Annotated in this window: 13 protein-coding genes; 4 read left to right on the forward strand and 9 right to left on the reverse strand. The window is 72.3% G+C overall.

The features are described from left to right. Positions 1–17: 17 nt before the first annotated feature. From ACZ3ZD_RS05095 to ACZ3ZD_RS05110, 4 genes are read right to left on the reverse strand one after another with little or no spacing between them, the layout of a single operon-like run. Complete coding sequence (locus ACZ3ZD_RS05095) at positions 18–632, reverse strand: TetR/AcrR family transcriptional regulator (RefSeq protein ID WP_467393666.1); 615 nt, start codon at positions 630–632, stop codon at positions 18–20. A gap of 51 nt (positions 633–683) precedes the next feature. Beyond that, on the reverse strand, positions 684–1,661 hold the full coding sequence (locus ACZ3ZD_RS05100) for a small ribosomal subunit Rsm22 family protein (RefSeq protein ID WP_467393668.1): 978 nt from the start codon (positions 1,659–1,661) through the stop codon (positions 684–686). Positions 1,662–1,708: 47 nt separating this feature from the next. Then, on the reverse strand, positions 1,709–2,890 hold the full coding sequence (locus ACZ3ZD_RS05105; RefSeq protein WP_467393670.1) for a serine hydrolase domain-containing protein: 1,182 nt from the start codon (positions 2,888–2,890) through the stop codon (positions 1,709–1,711). Continuing rightward, a complete protein-coding gene (locus ACZ3ZD_RS05110; protein ID WP_467393672.1) occupies positions 2,830–4,137 on the reverse strand; it encodes a multidrug effflux MFS transporter in 1,308 nt (435 codons plus the stop codon). Before ACZ3ZD_RS05110 ends, ACZ3ZD_RS05105 begins: the two co-directional genes overlap by 61 nt. A gap of 141 nt (positions 4,138–4,278) precedes the next feature. Here ACZ3ZD_RS05110 and ACZ3ZD_RS05115 point away from each other — a divergent pair, with 141 nt between their 5' ends. Both ACZ3ZD_RS05115 and ACZ3ZD_RS05120 read left to right on the forward strand, forming a co-directional pair. Next, a complete protein-coding gene (locus tag ACZ3ZD_RS05115) occupies positions 4,279–5,292 on the forward strand; it encodes a Gfo/Idh/MocA family protein (RefSeq protein WP_467393674.1) in 1,014 nt (337 codons plus the stop codon). Between the two features lie 88 nt (positions 5,293–5,380). Then, a complete protein-coding gene (locus tag ACZ3ZD_RS05120; protein ID WP_467393676.1) occupies positions 5,381–6,139 on the forward strand; it encodes an SDR family oxidoreductase in 759 nt (252 codons plus the stop codon). Positions 6,140–6,244: 105 nt separating this feature from the next. On the opposite strand, the gene ACZ3ZD_RS05125 is transcribed toward ACZ3ZD_RS05120, so the two are convergent. After that, positions 6,245–7,453 (reverse strand): D-alanyl-D-alanine carboxypeptidase family protein, encoded by a 1,209-nt coding sequence (locus ACZ3ZD_RS05125; protein WP_467393678.1) that lies wholly within the window; start codon positions 7,451–7,453, stop codon positions 6,245–6,247. 213 nt (positions 7,454–7,666) lie between these two features. On the opposite strand from ACZ3ZD_RS05125, the gene ACZ3ZD_RS05130 reads away from it, so the two are divergent. Continuing rightward, positions 7,667–8,212, forward strand: coding sequence for a DoxX family membrane protein (locus ACZ3ZD_RS05130; RefSeq protein WP_467393680.1), 546 nt, complete (start codon positions 7,667–7,669; stop codon positions 8,210–8,212). 39 nt (positions 8,213–8,251) lie between these two features. Here ACZ3ZD_RS05130 and ACZ3ZD_RS05135 read toward each other — a convergent pair whose 3' ends face one another. The 4 genes from ACZ3ZD_RS05135 to ACZ3ZD_RS05150 all read right to left on the reverse strand — a co-directional run bounded on the left by ACZ3ZD_RS05135 (position 8,252) and on the right by ACZ3ZD_RS05150 (position 14,352). Beyond that, entirely contained in the window at positions 8,252–8,695 is a 444-nt protein-coding gene (locus ACZ3ZD_RS05135; protein WP_467393682.1) for a flavodoxin family protein, read from the reverse strand. A 198-nt stretch (positions 8,696–8,893) separates the two neighbouring features. Next, positions 8,894–9,916, reverse strand: a complete 1,023-nt coding sequence (locus tag ACZ3ZD_RS05140) for a LacI family DNA-binding transcriptional regulator (protein WP_467393684.1) — start codon at positions 9,914–9,916, stop codon at positions 8,894–8,896. A 182-nt stretch (positions 9,917–10,098) separates the two neighbouring features. Further along, the gene (locus ACZ3ZD_RS05145) at positions 10,099–11,235 is read right to left on the reverse strand and encodes a glycoside hydrolase family 12 protein (RefSeq protein ID WP_467393685.1); all 1,137 of its coding nucleotides are present in this window, start codon (positions 11,233–11,235) and stop codon (positions 10,099–10,101) included. Positions 11,236–11,433: 198 nt separating this feature from the next. Further along, a complete protein-coding gene (locus tag ACZ3ZD_RS05150) occupies positions 11,434–14,352 on the reverse strand; it encodes a glycoside hydrolase family 48 protein (protein ID WP_467393686.1) in 2,919 nt (972 codons plus the stop codon). Between the two features lie 603 nt (positions 14,353–14,955). Here ACZ3ZD_RS05150 and ACZ3ZD_RS05155 point away from each other — a divergent pair. Continuing rightward, the gene (locus ACZ3ZD_RS05155; protein WP_467393688.1) at positions 14,956–16,773 is read left to right on the forward strand and encodes a glycoside hydrolase family 6 protein; all 1,818 of its coding nucleotides are present in this window, start codon (positions 14,956–14,958) and stop codon (positions 16,771–16,773) included. Positions 16,774–16,827 lie beyond the last annotated feature (54 nt).

The raw sequence follows: 16,827 nt of genomic DNA on the forward strand, positions 1-16,827 counted from the left end.
GGGGGGGCGGGCGGTGGTCAGCGGGGCGCGATTCCGTGCAGGGCGTACTCGACCAGGGTGTCCGTGTAGTCGTACGAGATCGGTCCGGTCCCTTGCAGCCAGCGCTGGGCGAGCGGCGAGACGAACAGCTCCAGGGCGATCCGGGGGTCGATGTCGGGCCGTACGTGCCCGGCGTCCTGTGCGGAGCGCAGCCGGGCCACGTACAGCTGGAGCTGGGGTTCGAGGAGGGTGCTCACGAACTCGCGGCCGAGCTGGTCGTTGACGAGCCCCTCGGCGGCCAGTGCCCGCGACGGCGCCTCGAAGCGCGGGTCGAGCAGCTCGTCCACCGTGGCCCGCAGCACCGCCTTGAGGTCGGCGGCGAGGTCGCCGGTGTCCGGGATAGCGCCCGGCGCGTGTCCCGCCGCCTGGGCCGCCTGCTCGGCGAGGTCCTGGAACGCCTCCAGCAGGACGTCCGCCTTGGAGGACCACCAGCGGTAGATGGTCTGCTTGCCGACGCCGGCGCGGGCGGCGATCGCCTCGACGGTGGTCTTCGGATAGCCGACCTCGCCGACCAGGGCGAGGGCGGCGGCGTAGATCGCCCTGCGGGACTTCTCGCTGCGGCGGGTGGCGTCGGGGGCGGGCTTGTCGACCATGGGGTCGAAAGTAACAAGCCGCGGCCGTGGGCCACGACACGGAGTCGTGGGCTACGACACGGAGTCGTACGGCGGCCAGGCGTCGCCCCAGTCGGCGTCCCGGGCCGCCTTGTACAGGTCGCCGTGGCGCTTGGTGACCGTCGTGCGGTGCAGTCGCTCCTCGCTCTCGCACAGGTCGAGCAGCACCTGGCCCTTGCGGATCTGCGGGCGGCGGACCACCCGGGCGGGGGCCGGTTCGGCGGGCAGCCGGGTCGCGGCGACGTAGCTGAACTTCTCGTCCTCGTACGCCAGCGAGCCGCCCTTGACCTGGCGGTGCAGGGAGGAGCGGCCGACCCGGGCGGAGAAGTGGCACCAGTCGGTGCCGGGCGCGATGGGGCAGGCGGCGCTGTGCGGGCAGGGGGCGGCGACCCGGAAACCGGCCCGGATCAGCCGGTCGCGGGCCTCGATGATCCGCTGGTAGCCGGCCGGGGTGCCGGCCTCGACGAGCACGACGGTCCGCGCGGCGCCGGCGGCGGCGTCGACGAGGGCGGCGCGGTCGGGCTCGGCCAGTTCGTTGAGGACGTACGACACCGTGACCAGGTCGGTGTCCTCCAGGGCCAGGTCCGCCCCGATCCGGGCGCGCTGCCAGCGGGCGCCGGCCAGGTCCGGGTGGCCGGCGGCGAGCTGCCGGCCGAGGGTGAGGGCGGGCTCGGCCCAGTCCAGCACGGTGACGCCGCGCTCGCCGGGCCAGGTCTGCGCCACGGCCCAGGTGGCGGCGCCGGTGCCGCCGCCGACGTCGACGTGGCTGACGGGGGCCCAGTCGGGGACGGTCGCGGCGAACGCCTCCAGCGCGGAGCGGACCGCCGCGAAGGTGGCCGGCATGCGGTAGGCGGCGTACGCGGCGACGTCGGCGCGGTCGCGCAGGATCGGGGCGTGGGTCGGGGTCTCGCCGCGGTAGTGGCCGATCAGGCGGTCCACGGCGGCGGTCACCTCCGTGGGCGGCAGACCGTCCAGCAGCTCGGCCAGGGCGGTGCGCAGGGGGTCGTTCACCCGCTGATTCTATGGCGCCCGGCGCCGGCGCCGGGTCCTGGGCGGGATCAGACGACCGCCTTGGACAGGTGGGTGGCCAGGGCCGCCCTGGGGGTGCTGTCCGGGGGGCGGCGCCGGGGGTGGACCGTGTTGGCCAGCAGGATCAGGAAGGTGTCCGTGGCCGGGTCGAGGACCAGGGAGGTGCCGGTGAACCCGGTGTGGCCGGCCGCGCCGCGGCCCGCCAGCTCGCCCATGAACCAGGGCTGGTCCACGGCGAAGCCCAGCCCCGGCGGGGTGAACATCAGCTCCACGAAGTCGGGGCCGAGGATGCGCGCGGGGCCGTAGGAGCCGCCTGCGAGCAGGGCCCGGCAGAAGACGGCCAGGTCGGGCGCGGTGGAGAACAGGCCGGCGTGGCCGGCGACCCCGCCGAGCGCCCAGGCGTTCTCGTCGTGGACCACGCCCCGCAGCATGCCCCGGTCGGCCTTGGCCCAGGGCCGCCGCTGGTCCTCGGTGGCCGCGGCGCCGGGGCAGGGCCCGAACGCGGTGGCGGTCATGCCGAGCGGCCGGGTGATGCCGTCCCGGACGAGGACGTCGAGGGTGCGGCCGGTGACGCGTTCCAGGACGGCCTGGAGCAGCAGCATGTTGAGGTCGGAGTAGCGGTGCCGGCCGGGCTCGGCGGACGGGGCCTCGGCGCGCAGCAGGTCCAGGCGGGTGGCGTCGTCGGGGCAGTCGTACAGGGGGAGTTCGGGGCGCAGCCCGGAGGTGTGGGTGAGCAGCTGCCGCACGGTGACGCCGTGCTCGGCGGCGGCGTGGAAGTCGGGCAGGTAGTCGCCGACCTGGGCGTCCATGCCGAGGGTGCCGCGCTCGATCTGCTGCACGGCGGCGACGGACGTGAACAGCTTGGTGAGGGAGGCCAGGTCGAAGGGGGTGGCGAGGGTGGCCGGGACGCGGGCGGCGGGCGGCAGTTCGACACCGGTGCCGGTCTCGGGGTCGTAGGAGGCGTAGCGCACCGCCCAGCCCGTGGCCTCGACGACGGCGATCACCGGGCCGCGGCCGGCCAGCACGACGGCTCCGGGCGCCCAGGGGTGGTCGCCGGCGGTGAGGGTGTGCGCCTCCTCGACCAGGTGCCCGAGCGCGACGGGGTCGAGTCCGGCCCGCTGCGGTGTGCCGGTGCGCAGTCTCGGTGCGGTCAGCTCGCGTCTCCCTCCGACCCGGCACGGGGGGTCTCCCGTGCCGTCCAGGGACGGCACAGTCCCACGAAGCAGGCCACCGCTACCAGTGCTCCCGTCAGTTGGACGACGGCCATCGGGACGGCGGTGTGCTCCCCGGCGACGCCGACGAGCGGGGACGCGACCGCGCCGACGAGGAAGGAGGAGGTGCCGAGCAGCGCGGAGGCGGAGCCGGCCGCGTGCCGGGTGCGCAGCAGGGCGAGGGACTGGGCGTTGGGCAGGGTGACGCCCATGGCGGACATCAGGACGAACAGGGCGGCGGCGACGGGCACCAGCCCGGTGTCGCCGAGGGCGCCGGTGGCCATCAGCAGCAGGGCGGTCGCGGCCAGCACGATCACGGTGAGCCCGGCGGCGAGCACCTTGTCCAGGCTGACCCGGCCGACCAGCACCTTGCCGTTGATCTGGCCTGCGACCACCAGGCCGACGGAGTTGAGTCCGAACAGCAGGCTGAAGGTCTGCGGGGAGGCGCCGTAGATCTCCTGGATCACGAACGGGGAGGCGCTGACGTAGGCGAACAGCGCGGCGAAGGCGAAGCCGCCGGCGAGGGTGTAGCCGGCGAAGGGCCGGTCGCCGAGCAGGCCGCGCATCGCGCGCAGGGCCTCGCCCACTCCCCCGCGGTGCCTCCGCTCGGGCGGCAGGGTCTCGGGCAGCCGGGCCCAGACCAGGGCGGCGAGCAGCACGCCGACCGCCGTGAGGACGACGAAGACGCCCCGCCAGTCCGTCACCCGCAGGATCTGCCCGCCGACGAGCGGCGCGACGATGGGCGCGGCGCCGGATATCAGCATCAGGGTGGAGAAGAAGCGGGCCATGGCGACCCCGTCGTACAGGTCGCGTACGACGGCCCGGGCGATGACCACTCCGGCCGCGCCGGCGAGGCCCTGCACCAGCCGGAAGGCCATCAGCGTCTCGACGGTGGGCGCGAGGGCGCACAGGGCGGTGGCGACGAGGTAGACGGCGAGTCCGGTGAGCAGCGGCCGGCGCCGGCCCCAGCGGTCGCTCATGGGGCCCACGACCAGCTGGCCGAGCGCGAGTCCGGCCATGCAGGCGGTGAGGGTGAGCTGGACGGTGACGGCGGGGGCGTCCAGCGAGCGGGTGACCCCGGGCAGGGACGGGAGGTACATGTCCATGGCCAGCGGGGTCGTCGCGGTGAGGCCGCCCAGCAGGAAGGTGACGAGCGGGCCGGTGCGGCGCGGGACGCGGGCCGGGGGCGGTGCGGAGGGTGACGGGTGGTGCTGATCCGGTGTCGGTACCGCCGTGTGCTCCGGCATGTGCCCCTCCCTGCTGCTCCTGCCCTCTCGGACATCGGTGTCGGACCTCGGGGTCGGACATCGGTGTCGCCGACCCGACCGGCACCTATGCTCTCAGCTCGTACACACTGCCGAGGCACACACGAGCGAGGGCGGGGCGGGATGGCGGAGCGGAACGTGCGGTGGGGGATCCTGGCGACCGGCGGGATCGCGGCGGCGTTCGCGGCGGACCTGGTCGATCTCCCGGACGCGGAGATCGTGGCGGTGGCCTCGCGCCGGCGGGAGTCGGCGGAGGCGTTCGCGGAGCGGTTCGGGGTGCGGCGGGCGTACGGCGACTGGGAGTCGCTGGCCGCCGACCCGGACATCGATGTCGTGTACGTCGCCACCCCGCACTCGGCGCACCGGGCGGTGGCCGGGCTGTGCCTGGAGGCGGGCCGGAACGTGCTGTGCGAGAAGCCGTTCACGCTGAACCTGCGCGAGGCGGCGGAACTCGTCGCGCTGGCGCGGGAGCACGACCGCTTCCTGATGGAGGCGATGTGGATGTACTGCAACCCGCTGGTACGGCGGCTGAAGGCGCTGGTGGACGACGGGGCGATCGGCGAGGTGCGCACCGTCCAGGCCGACTTCGGGCTGGCGGGTCCCTTCCCGGCCGCGCACCGGCTGCGGGATCCGGCACTGGGCGGCGGGGCGCTGCTGGACCTCGGGGTGTACCCGGTGTCGTTCGCGCACCTGCTGCTGGGCGAGCCGGACGGTATCGCCGCGCGCGCGGTGCTGTCGGCGGAGGGCGTGGACGTGCAGACGGGCGCGCTGTTGTCCTGGGACGGCGGGGCGCTGGCCTCGCTGCACTGCTCGATCGTCGGCGGTACGCCGGTCACCGCGTCGGTGACCGGCACGCGCGGGCGGATCGATCTGCCGGCCGGGTTCTTCCACCCGGACCGGTTCGTGCTGCACCGCGACGGCCGTGACCCCGAGGAGTTCGCCGCCGACCCCGCCGACGGGCCGCGCACCAGCCTGCGGCACGAGGCGGTGGAGGTCATGCGGGCGGTGCGGGCGGGTGAGAAGGAGTCGCCGCTGGTGCCGCTGGAGGGGACGCTCGCGGTGATGCGCACGCTGGACGCGGTGCGGGAGCGGATCGGGGTGCGCTATCCCGGGGAGGCGGTCCCGGCCGCCGTGTAACCGTATGCCCGTGTAGCCGTAGGCCCGTGTAGCCGTATGGCGGACATCGTGTTCCGCATGGCGGAGGTTCCGCCTACGCTGCGGTGCCATGAACGACAGGAACTCGAAGATCGCGGTGGTGACGGGCGCGGGCTCCGGCATCGGGCGGGCCGTCTCAGTGGAGCTGCTGCGGGCCGGCTGGTCGGTGGCGCTGGCCGGCCGGCGCGCCGAGCCGCTCGCCGGGACCGCGGCACTGGTGCCGGGGGCGGCCTCGCTCGCCGTGCCCACCGACGTGTCCCGCCCGGAGGACGTGGACGCGCTGTTCGCGGCGACCGTGGAGCGGTTCGGGCGGGTGGACCTGCTGTTCAACAACGCGGGGATCAACGGTCCCCGCGAGGTCCCGGTCGAGGAGCTGTCGTACGAGGACTGGCGGCACGTGGTGGACGTCAACCTCAACGGGGCGTTCCTGTGCGCGCGGGCGGCGTACCGGCGGATGAAGGAGCAGGACCCGCAGGGCGGCCGGATCATCAACAACGGTTCGATCTCGGCGCACACGCCCCGCCCGCACTCGGTCGCCTACACCGTCACCAAGCACGCGCTGACCGGCCTGACCAAGTCGCTCTCGCTGGACGGCCGGCCGTACCGGATCGCGGTCGGACAGCTGGACATCGGCAACGCGGCCACCGACATGACGGCCCGCATGCGCGCCGGCGCCCTCCAGCCGAACGGCGAGGTGATCCCGGAACCGGTGATGAACGCGGCCGACGTGGCCCGCACCGTACGGCACATGGCGGAGCTGCCCCTGGAGGCGAACGTGCAGTTCGCGACGGTGCTGGCTACGACGATGCCGTATATCGGGCGGGGGTAGCGGGGGGCCGGGGGTGGAGCCGGTACCGGGGCCGGGGGCCCGGGGCCGTACGGCATCGCACCGGCCGGCACGGCGGTGCGCACAGGTCCGGCGCCGCGGCCTCGCTCAGGGGCGGTGCCGGCCGCCGGTGCTCCGGGGGGCGCGGGGCTTCGGTTCGGGGGCTTCCGGGGCCGGGGTCGTTCGGGTGCGGCGGCGGCGCAGGGTCCAGGCGCCCAGGCCCAGTGCCGCGAGGGCACCGGTGGCGCCCGCCGCGACCTCCCAGGCCGGGCCGTCACCGGACGCCGCCGGGCCCGGTGCGCCGGCCGCCGCCTGGACGGGCTTGTGCCCGGGTGCCGGGCTCGCGCTCGCGCCGCCCTCGCTGAGCGGTTCGACCAGCAGGCCCACGGGCTGCGCCGTACGCCCGTGGGTGAAGCCCCAGTCGAGCAGCGCGGCGGTGTGCTCGTAGACCGCGTTGCCGCCGGATTCGGGGTGCATCACGGTGACCAGCAGGGTGCGGCCGCCCCGGGTGGCCGCGCCGGTGAAGGTGTTGCCGGCGTGGCTGGTGTAGCCGTTCTTGACACCGATCAGGCCGTCGTATGTCTTCAGCCCCCACGCCCCGGTCAGCAGGCGGTCGGTGTTCTGGATCTGGAAGGTCTTCTTGCCGCCCGCCGGGAAGTCGGCGGTCCGCGTGCCGCAGTAACCGCGGAAGTCGGCGTCCTTCAGGCCCTGGCGGCCGAAGAGCGAGAGGTCGTACGCCGAGGAGAGCTGCCCCTTGTGGTCGAAGCCGTCGGGGCTGACCACATGGGTGTCCAGGGCCTGCAGGTCCTGGGCCTTGGCCTGCATCTCGGCGACGGTCTTCGCGATGCCGCCGTTCATGTGGGACAGCACGTGCACGGCGTCGTTGCCGGAGCGCAGGAACACGCCCTGCCACAGCTGCTCGACGGTGTAGGTGATGCCGGGCTTGACGCCGACGAGGCTGGAGCCGGCCGGGACGTCGGCGAGGTCGGCGTCGGTGACCGTGTACCGCTCGGCGCGGTCGAACTTCTTCAGCACGGTGTCCGCGAACAGCATCTTCAGGGTGGACGCCGGCGCGAGGCGCTGGTGCGCGTTGAACGACGCCAGCACCTCCCCGGTCACGCAGTCGGCGACCAGCCACGAGCGGGCGGTGAGCTTCCTGGGCAGACCGGAGGCACCGCGCGCCTGGACGCCGGTGCGGGCCAGCCGCTCGCCGCCGATGACGGTCGCCGCGGCGGCCTTTGTGGCCGTGGACAGGGGAAGGGCGGCGGCCGTCAGCCCGAGGACGGCACGCCGGCTGAGCCGGGAACATTCGCGCACCCGGGGACCGTACACCGCTTCGAGCAGGGGTTTCGCGAGCGGAGGCCGATACGGCACGGAATTTGCCGCTCCATGAAAATCCGATGAGCCGCTCCGCTCGTCGGTCCCGCCACTCGAACGGCAGCCACGAGGGGCCGGGTGGCGTCGGCGGTGCGAGGGTGGGAACTCCGGGGGGACCCGTCCGCCTGTCCGCCTGTCCGCTGGGGAGTCACCGTGACCTGTTACGACCGACGCGATCTCGGCCTGCTGCTGCTCCGGCTGGGCACCGGCGGGGTGCTGGCGGCGCACGGCGCGCAGAAGCTGTTCGGCTGGTTCGGCGGGCACGGCATCGAGGGCACCGGCCGGTTCATGGAGTCCGTCGGCTACACGCCGGGCAAGGCGAGCGCGACGGCCGCGGGCCTCGCGGAGGCGGGCGGCGGCCTGCTGCTGGCCCTGGGCCTGGCCACCCCGGGCGCGGGCGCGGCGGCGGCCGGCGCGATGACGGGGGCCGCCGCGGTGCACACGCCGAACGGCTTCTTCGCCCAGGAGGGCGGCTACGAGCACGCGGCGAGCCTGGGCCTGGCCGCGGCCGGCCTCGCCGTCACCGGCCCCGGCCGCCTCTCCCTCGACCACGCCCTCGGGCACGTCCTCGACCGAGGCTGGATGGTCCCGGCCGCCCTCGGCGCGACGGCGGCGGCGACAGCCGTGGTGGTGGGCGCACGCAACCGGCGCGTACGGCGACAACGGGAGGGCGAACAGGAGGCACTGTTCGACCGGTGAGCGCGGCGGATCCCCGCGGCCCCCTGACCGGCAGTCAGCTCAGGGGGTGCCTTGGAGCTTCTCGGCGAAGGCCCGCGCCGCTGCGAGGTCCGTGTGGTCGGGGCGGCCCCTGCGGATCCCGCCGACGAGCTTGAACGGGGCCCAGGTGTCGAAGCCGCGGCAGGAGAACGTGTCCGCCACCTCGAAGCCCTTGTCCCGCAGCAGTCGCGCCATCGGACCGGTACGAGGGGCGGGAAGACCGCTTGTCGCGAACACGAACGCCCGGCCCCGCTGGTGCGGGAGGGCGGAGGCGAACGCGCGCAGGCGCGGGTGGAACCTCTGCAGGAAGATCCCCGAGCCGAAGCCGACGAGGTCGTAGCCCGCCAGGTCCCGGACCTCTTCCGGCTCGACCACGGGTGCCCCCAGCACCTCCCCCATCGTCTCGGCGACCCTGCGCGTGTTCCCGTGCGACACCGACACACAGATGATCAGAGCCTTGCCCACCGCTCACTCCTCTGGCCGTTGTTGTGTCTGCCTCATCCGAGCGCCCGACGCGGAACCCCGCTTCCCCGTCCGGCACCGGTCGCCTTCCCCCCTAGCCTGCTGCCGCCGCCATTCTGGCACCGGACCCCGGCGCGACGAGGGGGTAGGACCGCTGGCTCTTCGGCAAGGGCCACTGAAGAGCAATCCCCGCGGGAAACGTCAGGACGACTCGCGGACCACCAGTTCCGTGCGGAGGATGACATGGCGCCAGGCCACGGACGGTTCCTCCATCTCCTCCAGCAGGAGTCTGACCATGGCCCGCCCCATCTCCTCCACCGGTTGGCGCACGGTGGTCAGGTGCGGCTCGGTCTGCTGGGCCAGCGGGAAGTCGTCGAAGCCGATCACGGCGACGTCCTGCGGCACCCGCCGCCCCGCCGCGCGCAGCGCCTTCAGCGCGCCCGCCGCCGAGGTGTCCGACGCGGCCAGGACGCCGTCGATCTCCGGGTGCCGCTCGAGGAGTTCCAGCATGGCGCGGCGCCCGCCCTCCCCCGTGAAGTCGCTCTCGGCGACCAGGGACCGTGCGCCCTTCAGGCCGGCCAGTTCCAGGGCGTCCTGGTAGCCGCGCAGCCGGCACTGCGCGACGTACATGTCCAGCGGCCCGGTGATGGTGGCGATCGTCCGGCGCCCCTGCCGCAGCAGGTGGGACACGGCGCTCCGGGCGCCGCCCAGGTTGTCCGCGTCCACGTAGCTGACGTACTCGTCGCCCGAGCGGCGGCCCAGCATGACGGTCGGCAACCGGGCCTCGGCGAGCATGTCCGGCAGCCGGTCGTCCGCGTGGACGGACATGAGCAGGACCCCGTCGACCCGGCCGCCGCGCGCGTACTCCAGGAAGCGCTGCCGTTCGGTCTCCGAGGGGACCAGGGTCAGCATCAGCTGCATGCCGGTGTCCGCGAGCGCGTCGCCGAGGGAGCGGACGATCTCCGAGAAGAACGGCTCCGCGAACTGCCTCCAGTCCGGCTCGGTCAGGACGAGGGCCACGGCGTCGCCCCGTCGGCCGGCCAGGGAGCGGGCGGCGAGGTTGGGCACGTACCCCAGCTCCTCGATGGCCCGCTGCACGGCCCGGCGTGTCGACTCCTTCACACCGGCCGCGTTGTTGATGACCCGGGAGACCGTGCCCCGCCCCACCCCGGCGTGCGCGGCCACCTCTTCCAGCGTCGGCGCCCCAGGACGTCGCCTGGCCATGACCACCTCCCCCACCCGTGAGATCACCGATCTTACGGGCCCGGGGCACGGGGCACTCGGCTTCCGCGCCTGTTCGGCCGGCCGCACCCGGGAAGAGGCCGGACCCACCCGACTGAACAGCCAGTCAGTCGGGTGGGTCCGGAGCGTGGACACCCGGGGTCAGACCGCCGGTGTCCACGCGGTCACGCGGTGGCGCAGGCCGTACCGTTCAGGCTGAACCCGGACGGCTTGGCGAAGGTGCCGTCGTAGGTGCCCTGGAACCCGAAGGACACCTGACCGCCCGGTGCGATGGACGCGTTGTACGGCATCCCGCCGGCCGTCACCGCGCCCGACGAGGGAGAGACGTTCGCGCTCCAGGCACTGGTGATCTTCTGCCCGGCGGGCAGGGTGAACCCCAGCTTCCAGCCGTCGACGGGCGACGAACTGGCGTTGGTCACGGTGACGTCGGCGGTGAAGCCGCCCTGCCACACGTTCGTGCCGTAGGCCACCTTGCACGCCGACGGACCGCCCGAGCCGCCGCCCGGGTTGCCCGGGGTGCCGCCACCGAGGTTGACGGACGAGGAGAAGGACGTCACCGCCAGCCCCACGCCGTTCTGCCAGGGTTCGAAGCCCGCCTGAACACTCGTCAGGTACCAGTCGTTCTGCGCCAGCCCCCGGGAGACGGCCACGCGGGCGAAGTCCATCACGTCGAAGTTCCAGCTGTCGATGGTCGACGGCGCCACGAAGGACAGCACGTCGTTGGTGCCGTTGTTGCCGGACCACACCTGCCAGGAGCGCCCGGCCACCGTGGCGTTGCCGGTGGGCGAGCCGACCGGCTGCACGCCTCCGACGTGGTTGAACCAGATCATGATCTCGGTGCGGTTCACGCCGTCGGTGCGGGGCGTCGGGTCCAGCCAGATGTCGTACGCGGCGTCGTAGACCGCGCCGCTCACATAGCTGTAGGAGATGCCGGTGGGCGCGCTGGAGATCGAACTCAGCCGCGCCGGCAGGTTGGTGCCCGGCGAACAGTTCGTGTAGTGGCACCCGTTGAAGACGGACGGGTAGGACTTCGGGGCGCCGCTGGTCGGCACCGAGCCGTCGGCCTGGACGATCCGGAAGCCGGAGTCGTTGACCGAGATGCACTGGTTGGCGCTGGTGCCCCAGCGGTTGTTCTGGACGACGTACCGGCCCTGGATCGTGGTCGAGCCGAACTCCTCGCAGATGGTCGTGTCGGCGTGCGAGGCCGGGGCGGCGGTGAGCAGTGCCGCCAGCGCGACGAGTGGTGCGAGCAGGGCGCCGAGCAGCACTCGCACCCCGCCCCTTCGCTTCGACTGTTGCATGGGTTCCTCTGCTGGGGATGTGGGGGACGGTGAGGGGAGCGATCGTTTTGGGAGCGCTCCCAAACCGGTGGGTTCCGCAGGGGCGTGACGCTCGCGCCCCTGCCAGGCGCCGGGCGGTCCCTGAGCGGCCTCGGGACCGCCCGGCGGGTGACCCCGTCTCCCTGCGACGGGGTCACGTACGCGGGCCTCAGCGGGGGCCTATTCGAGTAGCTCCGCGTACGAGCCCATGGCGAGGGCGATGTCGGCCTCCGCCCAGAAGCGGTGGTAGGTGAACACGGGGGCCGCGCCACCCTTCAGATAGGCCTCGACCTTGGACCAGTTGGGGTCGCTCTTATAGAAGGAGCGCAGGGAGGAGAAGGTGGAGGAGGAGTTGATGGTGTCGCCGTTGGGCATGGTGCCGCTCCAGCCGCTGGGGACGTAGACGCTGTCGCCGAACCGGCTGTAGTCGGTGCGGGTCTCGGGGACGGCGATGCCCAGGCTGTCCCGGTAGTTGTTCCACATGCCGTCCAGCAGCGCCTTCGCCGTGGACTTCGCCGTCGCGTCACCGGACTTGGCGGCGTAGTAGGTGAGGGTCTTGGCGTAGGCGGCGGCCACGCCGACGTCGTTGGTGTAGTCGGCGACCGTCACGTGGAGCCCGCTGTTGGTGCCGGGGCTGGTGGGGTTCCAGGTGTCGGGCTTTCCGGACCACTTCAGGGTGGAGGGGATCTGGTAGGTGCCGTCGGGGTTGATCGTGGTCTTGGACAGCGCCCACTTCACCCACTTGTCGAGCACCGCCTTGGCCTGCGCGTTGCCGGTCTGCTGGTACAGCTCGGCGACGCGCTCCATCGACCACGCCTGGAACCCGAACCACTGGTTGGAGGGCGGGTCGTGGTAGACGGGGGCCTCGTCGTAGTACATGCCGTAGAACGTCGGCGTACCGGCGGGCGGGGTGGCGTAGCGGCCGGCCCAGCTGTTGGTCGCGCCGCCCGCGATCGCACCTTCGGAGGACTGCAGCCACTGGTAGAACTCCAGTTGCCGCTGCAGCGACGTGCTCCAGTCCGTCGCGCCGCTGGCCGACTTGGGCTTGAGGTCGGCGGAGGAGGACAGGGCGTAGGCGGTGAGGGGGTTCTGGTAGCCGCTGTGGGCGTAGCTGGAGCCGATCCGCCAGGCCCAGCCGCCGCTGGTGTCGTTGGAGCCGCCCCAGGCGTAGTACCAGGACAGCAGGTAGTGCGAGGCGTCCTTGCCGGTACCGGCCGGGCACGCGGAGGCACCCACGCAGTTGCCGATCTTCTTGAAGTACTTGTCGTACATGGCGTAGCGCAGGTAGTCGCCCATCTTCGCGGCCTTGCCCACCGTCGCGGACACGTCCGCGCTCTTGCCCTGCTGCTTCGCCCACAGGTCGGCCCAGTAGGCGGCCTGGATGGCGCGGGCGTCGGCGTCGGGGGCGTCGGTGTACTTCCACTGCTTGGCGTAGGAGTTGTCGCCGGTGAACAGGTCCAGGTAGCCGTTCTTCCCGCCGTACTTGAAGGCGTCACAGGTCGGCTGCGGGACGGTCTCCCACACCGATTCCTGCGGGCCGCGCTGGAAGGTGTTGATGTACGACGGGCCCTTCGCGCTCGGCCCGCCCTCGCAGGTGCCGCCGGGGGTGTCACCGTAGCCGTAGACGTTGTCGACGTCCTCCAGCCAGTGCATGCCGTAGACGTCGTCGGTGTTGTACGTCGACTTCAGCTCACCCGCGAGCGGGTCCGAACCCACCGGTACGGAGGGGTCGAGCTTGGTGGGGTACTCGTTCGGCGTGTCCGCCTCGGGGGCGTAGGTGGCCGGCTTGGAGGCGTTGTAGAAGGAGTTCGTCGGCTGGTCGGCATGCGTGGGGATCATGTACTTCTCCATCAGCGCCCACGCACCGTTGAACTTCGACCAGTCACCGGTGACCTTGCCGTACATCGCCTGCAGCCACAGCAGATAGCTGTACGCCTCCGACGTCGTCTCATGCCCCTGGTCCGGCGCCTCCACGATCAGCGTCTCCACCGAGTGGTACGGAATCCCCTCGGGAGAGAAGTAGCCGTTCGCCGGGTCGGTGATCTTCCCGTACAGGTCCAGGAACCGCGCGTCGTACGCCTTCTGCGCGGCCAGCTCCGTCACCGTCACGGCGGCCTTCGCGTAGCCCGTGGCCGTCGCGGTGAACGTCGCCGCCCCCGTCCCCGAGGAGTCGGCTGTCACGGTCACCGTCTGCGGGGTGTTCCAGTTCGACGGGCTGAACGTCAGCGAGGAGCCGCCCGTGACCGTCAGGCCGGTGTTGCCGTCCGTACGGGCCGTGCTCACCGTCACGTTCGCGCTCGGCTGTGTCGACAGCTTCACCGTGAAGGTGCCCGACTTTCCCTGCTGCACGCCCAGTTGACTCGGTGAGGCGACCAGCGCGGGACCGGAGGCCACCGTGATGCCGACCGGGGTGGAGGTGGCGGACGCGCCCAGGCTGTCGTACGCCTTCGCCACCAGCGAATGACTCCCCACGGACAGGCTGGAGGCCGACAGCGAGTAGGGCGCGCTGGTGTCGGTGCCGAGCAGGGTGGTGTCGTCGTAGAACTCCACCTTGCTGATCGAGGCGTTGTCGGCGGCCGCCGCCGTCGCCGCCAGCGGCACCGCGTCACCCTGCGAGTACACCGCGCCCGGCTTCGGACTGGTCAGCACCGCCACCGGCGGCTGGTGCGCGCCCGTGCAGGGGGTGCCGTTGATCGCGAAGCTCGTGGGGGCGGTGTTGGTCCCGCTGTAGCCGAACTGGGCGCCGGTGGAGACCGCGGCGCCCGCCGCGATCGTGCCGTTGTAGCCGGCGTCCTTCACGGTGACCGTCTGCCCCGACTGCGACCAGGTGCCGTTCCACCCGTTGCTCAGCTTCTGGTTGCCGCTGTAGGCGTACGTCAGCGTCCAGCCGTTGATCGTGTCGGTACCGCGGTTGGTGATCGTGAGGTCGGCGGTGAAGCCGGAGCCCCAGTCATTGGTCTTGTAGTCGACACTGCACTGAACGCCCGCCGCCTGTGCGGGAGTTGGACTTGCGGCGAGCATCGACAGGGGTAGCGCGAACGTGGCCGCGACGGCGGTCCACAGCCGCCGAACGGCTCTGCGCTTGCGTCCGGGATCCATGGTGCTGGTCCTCCTTGCGACGTGCGGCTCGGTGGGGGACAAGGCTTGAACCAGTGGGAGCGCTCCCATAGTGGGGATGGGCGGTGTTTACGTCAAGACAGTTGAGAACTTGAATCGATGCGAGCCGAACCTGTCGAAGAAAGTTATGCAACGCCCCTGGGAAACCACCCGGGTTGGCGCTAGCTTCGTTCGCACCAGTGGGAGCGGTTCCATCAGTCGACGCGTCCGTCACGGCGCGCCACGCTGCAAGGACTCGCTCATGCGACACCCCCCGCGTTCAGTACTTCCAGGCGATGCCGAAGCGCTCGCGCTCCTCTTGGGCGCGGGCTGCCGGAACGCACCCCTCCCCCCGGTCGCCACGCGCGTCGTCGGAGAGGCGGGCGGAACCCCTGCCCGCACGGTGCCGTCGGCCTGTCGTGAAGTGGTCCGGCGACCGGGACCCGTCCGGTCCGGGCCGGACCCGGAACACCCGGGACTGCTCCTCGGGGCCGTCCCCGATCCCCGCCTACGACGGCACATCCGCCGCTTACGGCACGGGCCCGCGCGACCGTCTGCGCGCCCGCATCCCCTGATCACCCTCCGAAGGAGAAGGAACCCGCACTCATGAGTCGTACCAGATTGTCACTCGTGGCCGCGCTGGCGCTGGTCGCCGGCACCTCGGGGACAGCGCTCCTGACGTCCCCGGCCGGCGCCGCGACCGCCTCGGTCCCCTGCTCGGTGGACTACAAGGTGCAGAACCAGTGGGACACCGGCTTCACCACGGCCGTCACGATCACCAACAACGGCGCCGCCAAGTCGGCTTGGTCGCTGAAGTGGTCGTTCGCCGGCAACCAGCAGGTCACCAACGGCTGGAACGCCAAGATCGCGCAGAGCGGTGCCGCCGTCACGGCGACCAACGAGAGCTACAACGGCTCCCTGCCGTCCGGCGGTTCGGTCAGCTTCGGCTTCAACGGCTCCTACAGCGGGACCAACGCCGTCCCGGCGACCTTCACCCTCGACGGCGTCACCTGCAACGTCGACGGCGGCGGCACGGGCGGCGGAACCGGCGGGGGCACGGGCGGTGGCACCGGTGGTAGCACCGGCGGCGATACCGGTGGCGGCACGGGCGGCAGCACCGGCGGCGGTACGGGAGGCAGCACCGGCGGTGGCACGGGCGGCGGCGACGGCAGCCGGGTCGACAACCCCTACGTCGGCGCCAAGGTGTACGTGAACCCCGAGTGGTCGGCGAAGGCCGCCGCCGAACCGGGCGGCAGCCGCATCTCCAACCAGCCCACCGCCGTCTGGCTCGACCGCATCGCCGCGATCAACGGCGTGAGCGGTGGCATGGGGCTGCGCGCCCACCTCGACGAGGCCCTGAAGCAGAAGGGCTCCGGCGACCTGGTCGTGCAGCTCGTCATCTACGACCTGCCCGGGCGTGACTGCGCCGCGCTCGCCTCCAACGGCGAACTCGGCCCCAACGACCTCGACAAGTACAAGAGCCAGTACATCGACCCGATCGCCTCGATCATCTCCGACCCCAAGTACGCGGGCCTGCGGATCGCCACCGTCATCGAGCCGGACTCGCTGCCCAACCTGGTCACCAACGCCGGCGGCACCAACACCACCACCGACGCCTGCGTGACCATGAAGAGCAACGGCAACTACGAGAAGGGCGTCTCCTACGCCCTGGACAAGCTCGGCGCCATCCCCAACGTCTACAACTACATCGACGCCGGCCACCACGGCTGGCTCGGCTGGGACAGCAACTTCGCCCCGGCCGTCCAGGAGTTCGCCAAGGTCGCCACGACCAACGGCGCGAGCGTGAACGACGTGGCCGGGTTCATCGTCAACACCGCCAACTACAGCCCCGTCAAGGAACCGAACTTCAAGATCACCGACACCGTCAACGGCCAGACCGTGCGCCAGTCGAAGTGGGTGGACTGGAACCAGTACGTGGACGAGCAGTCCTTCGCCCTCGCGCTGCGGGACAAGCTGGTCGCGGCCGGGTTCAACTCCGGTCTCGGCATGCTGATCGACACCTCCCGCGACGGCTGGGGCGGCTCCGCCCGGCCCACCAAGCCGGGCCCCCTGACCTCCGTCGACGACTACGTCAACGGCAGCCGTATCGACCGGCGCATCCACGCCGGCAACTGGTGCAACCAGAGCGGCGCCGGTCTCGGTGAACGTCCCACCGCGGCCCCGGCCGCCGGTATCGACGCCTACGTCTGGGTCAAGCCCCCGGGTGAGTCCGACGGTTCCAGCTCCGCCGTCTCCAACGACGAGGGCAAGGGCTTCGACCGCATGTGCGACCCCACCTACGGTGGCAACGCCCGCAACGGCAACAACCCCACCGGCGCCCTGCCGAACGCGCCGCTGGCCGGGCACTGGTTCTCCGCCCAGTTCCAGCAGCTGATGCAGAACGCCTACCCGCCCCTGCCGTAACCCTCCGACCCGGTGAGCACCGCCGGGGCCCTCTCCCTTCGGGGGCGGGCTCCG

The organism is Streptomyces sp. NPDC023481 (assembly GCF_055560195.1).

Excerpts from the sequence above, each read along its gene's own strand:
- ACZ3ZD_RS05095 (WP_467393666.1), bottom strand. The coding sequence starts at position 632 with ATGGTCGACAAGCCCGCCCCCGACGCCACCCGCCGCAGCGAGAAGTCC.
- ACZ3ZD_RS05110 (WP_467393672.1), bottom strand. The coding sequence starts at position 4,137 with ATGCCGGAGCACACGGCGGTACCGACACCGGATCAGCACCACCCGTCA.
- ACZ3ZD_RS05115 (WP_467393674.1), top strand. The coding sequence starts at position 4,279 with ATGGCGGAGCGGAACGTGCGGTGGGGGATCCTGGCGACCGGCGGGATC.
- ACZ3ZD_RS05120 (WP_467393676.1), top strand. The coding sequence starts at position 5,381 with ATGAACGACAGGAACTCGAAGATCGCGGTGGTGACGGGCGCGGGCTCC.
- ACZ3ZD_RS05140 (WP_467393684.1), bottom strand. The coding sequence starts at position 9,916 with ATGGCCAGGCGACGTCCTGGGGCGCCGACGCTGGAAGAGGTGGCCGCG.
- ACZ3ZD_RS05145 (WP_467393685.1), bottom strand. The coding sequence starts at position 11,235 with ATGCAACAGTCGAAGCGAAGGGGCGGGGTGCGAGTGCTGCTCGGCGCC.
- ACZ3ZD_RS05150 (WP_467393686.1), bottom strand. The coding sequence starts at position 14,352 with ATGGATCCCGGACGCAAGCGCAGAGCCGTTCGGCGGCTGTGGACCGCC.
- ACZ3ZD_RS05155 (WP_467393688.1), top strand. The coding sequence starts at position 14,956 with ATGAGTCGTACCAGATTGTCACTCGTGGCCGCGCTGGCGCTGGTCGCC.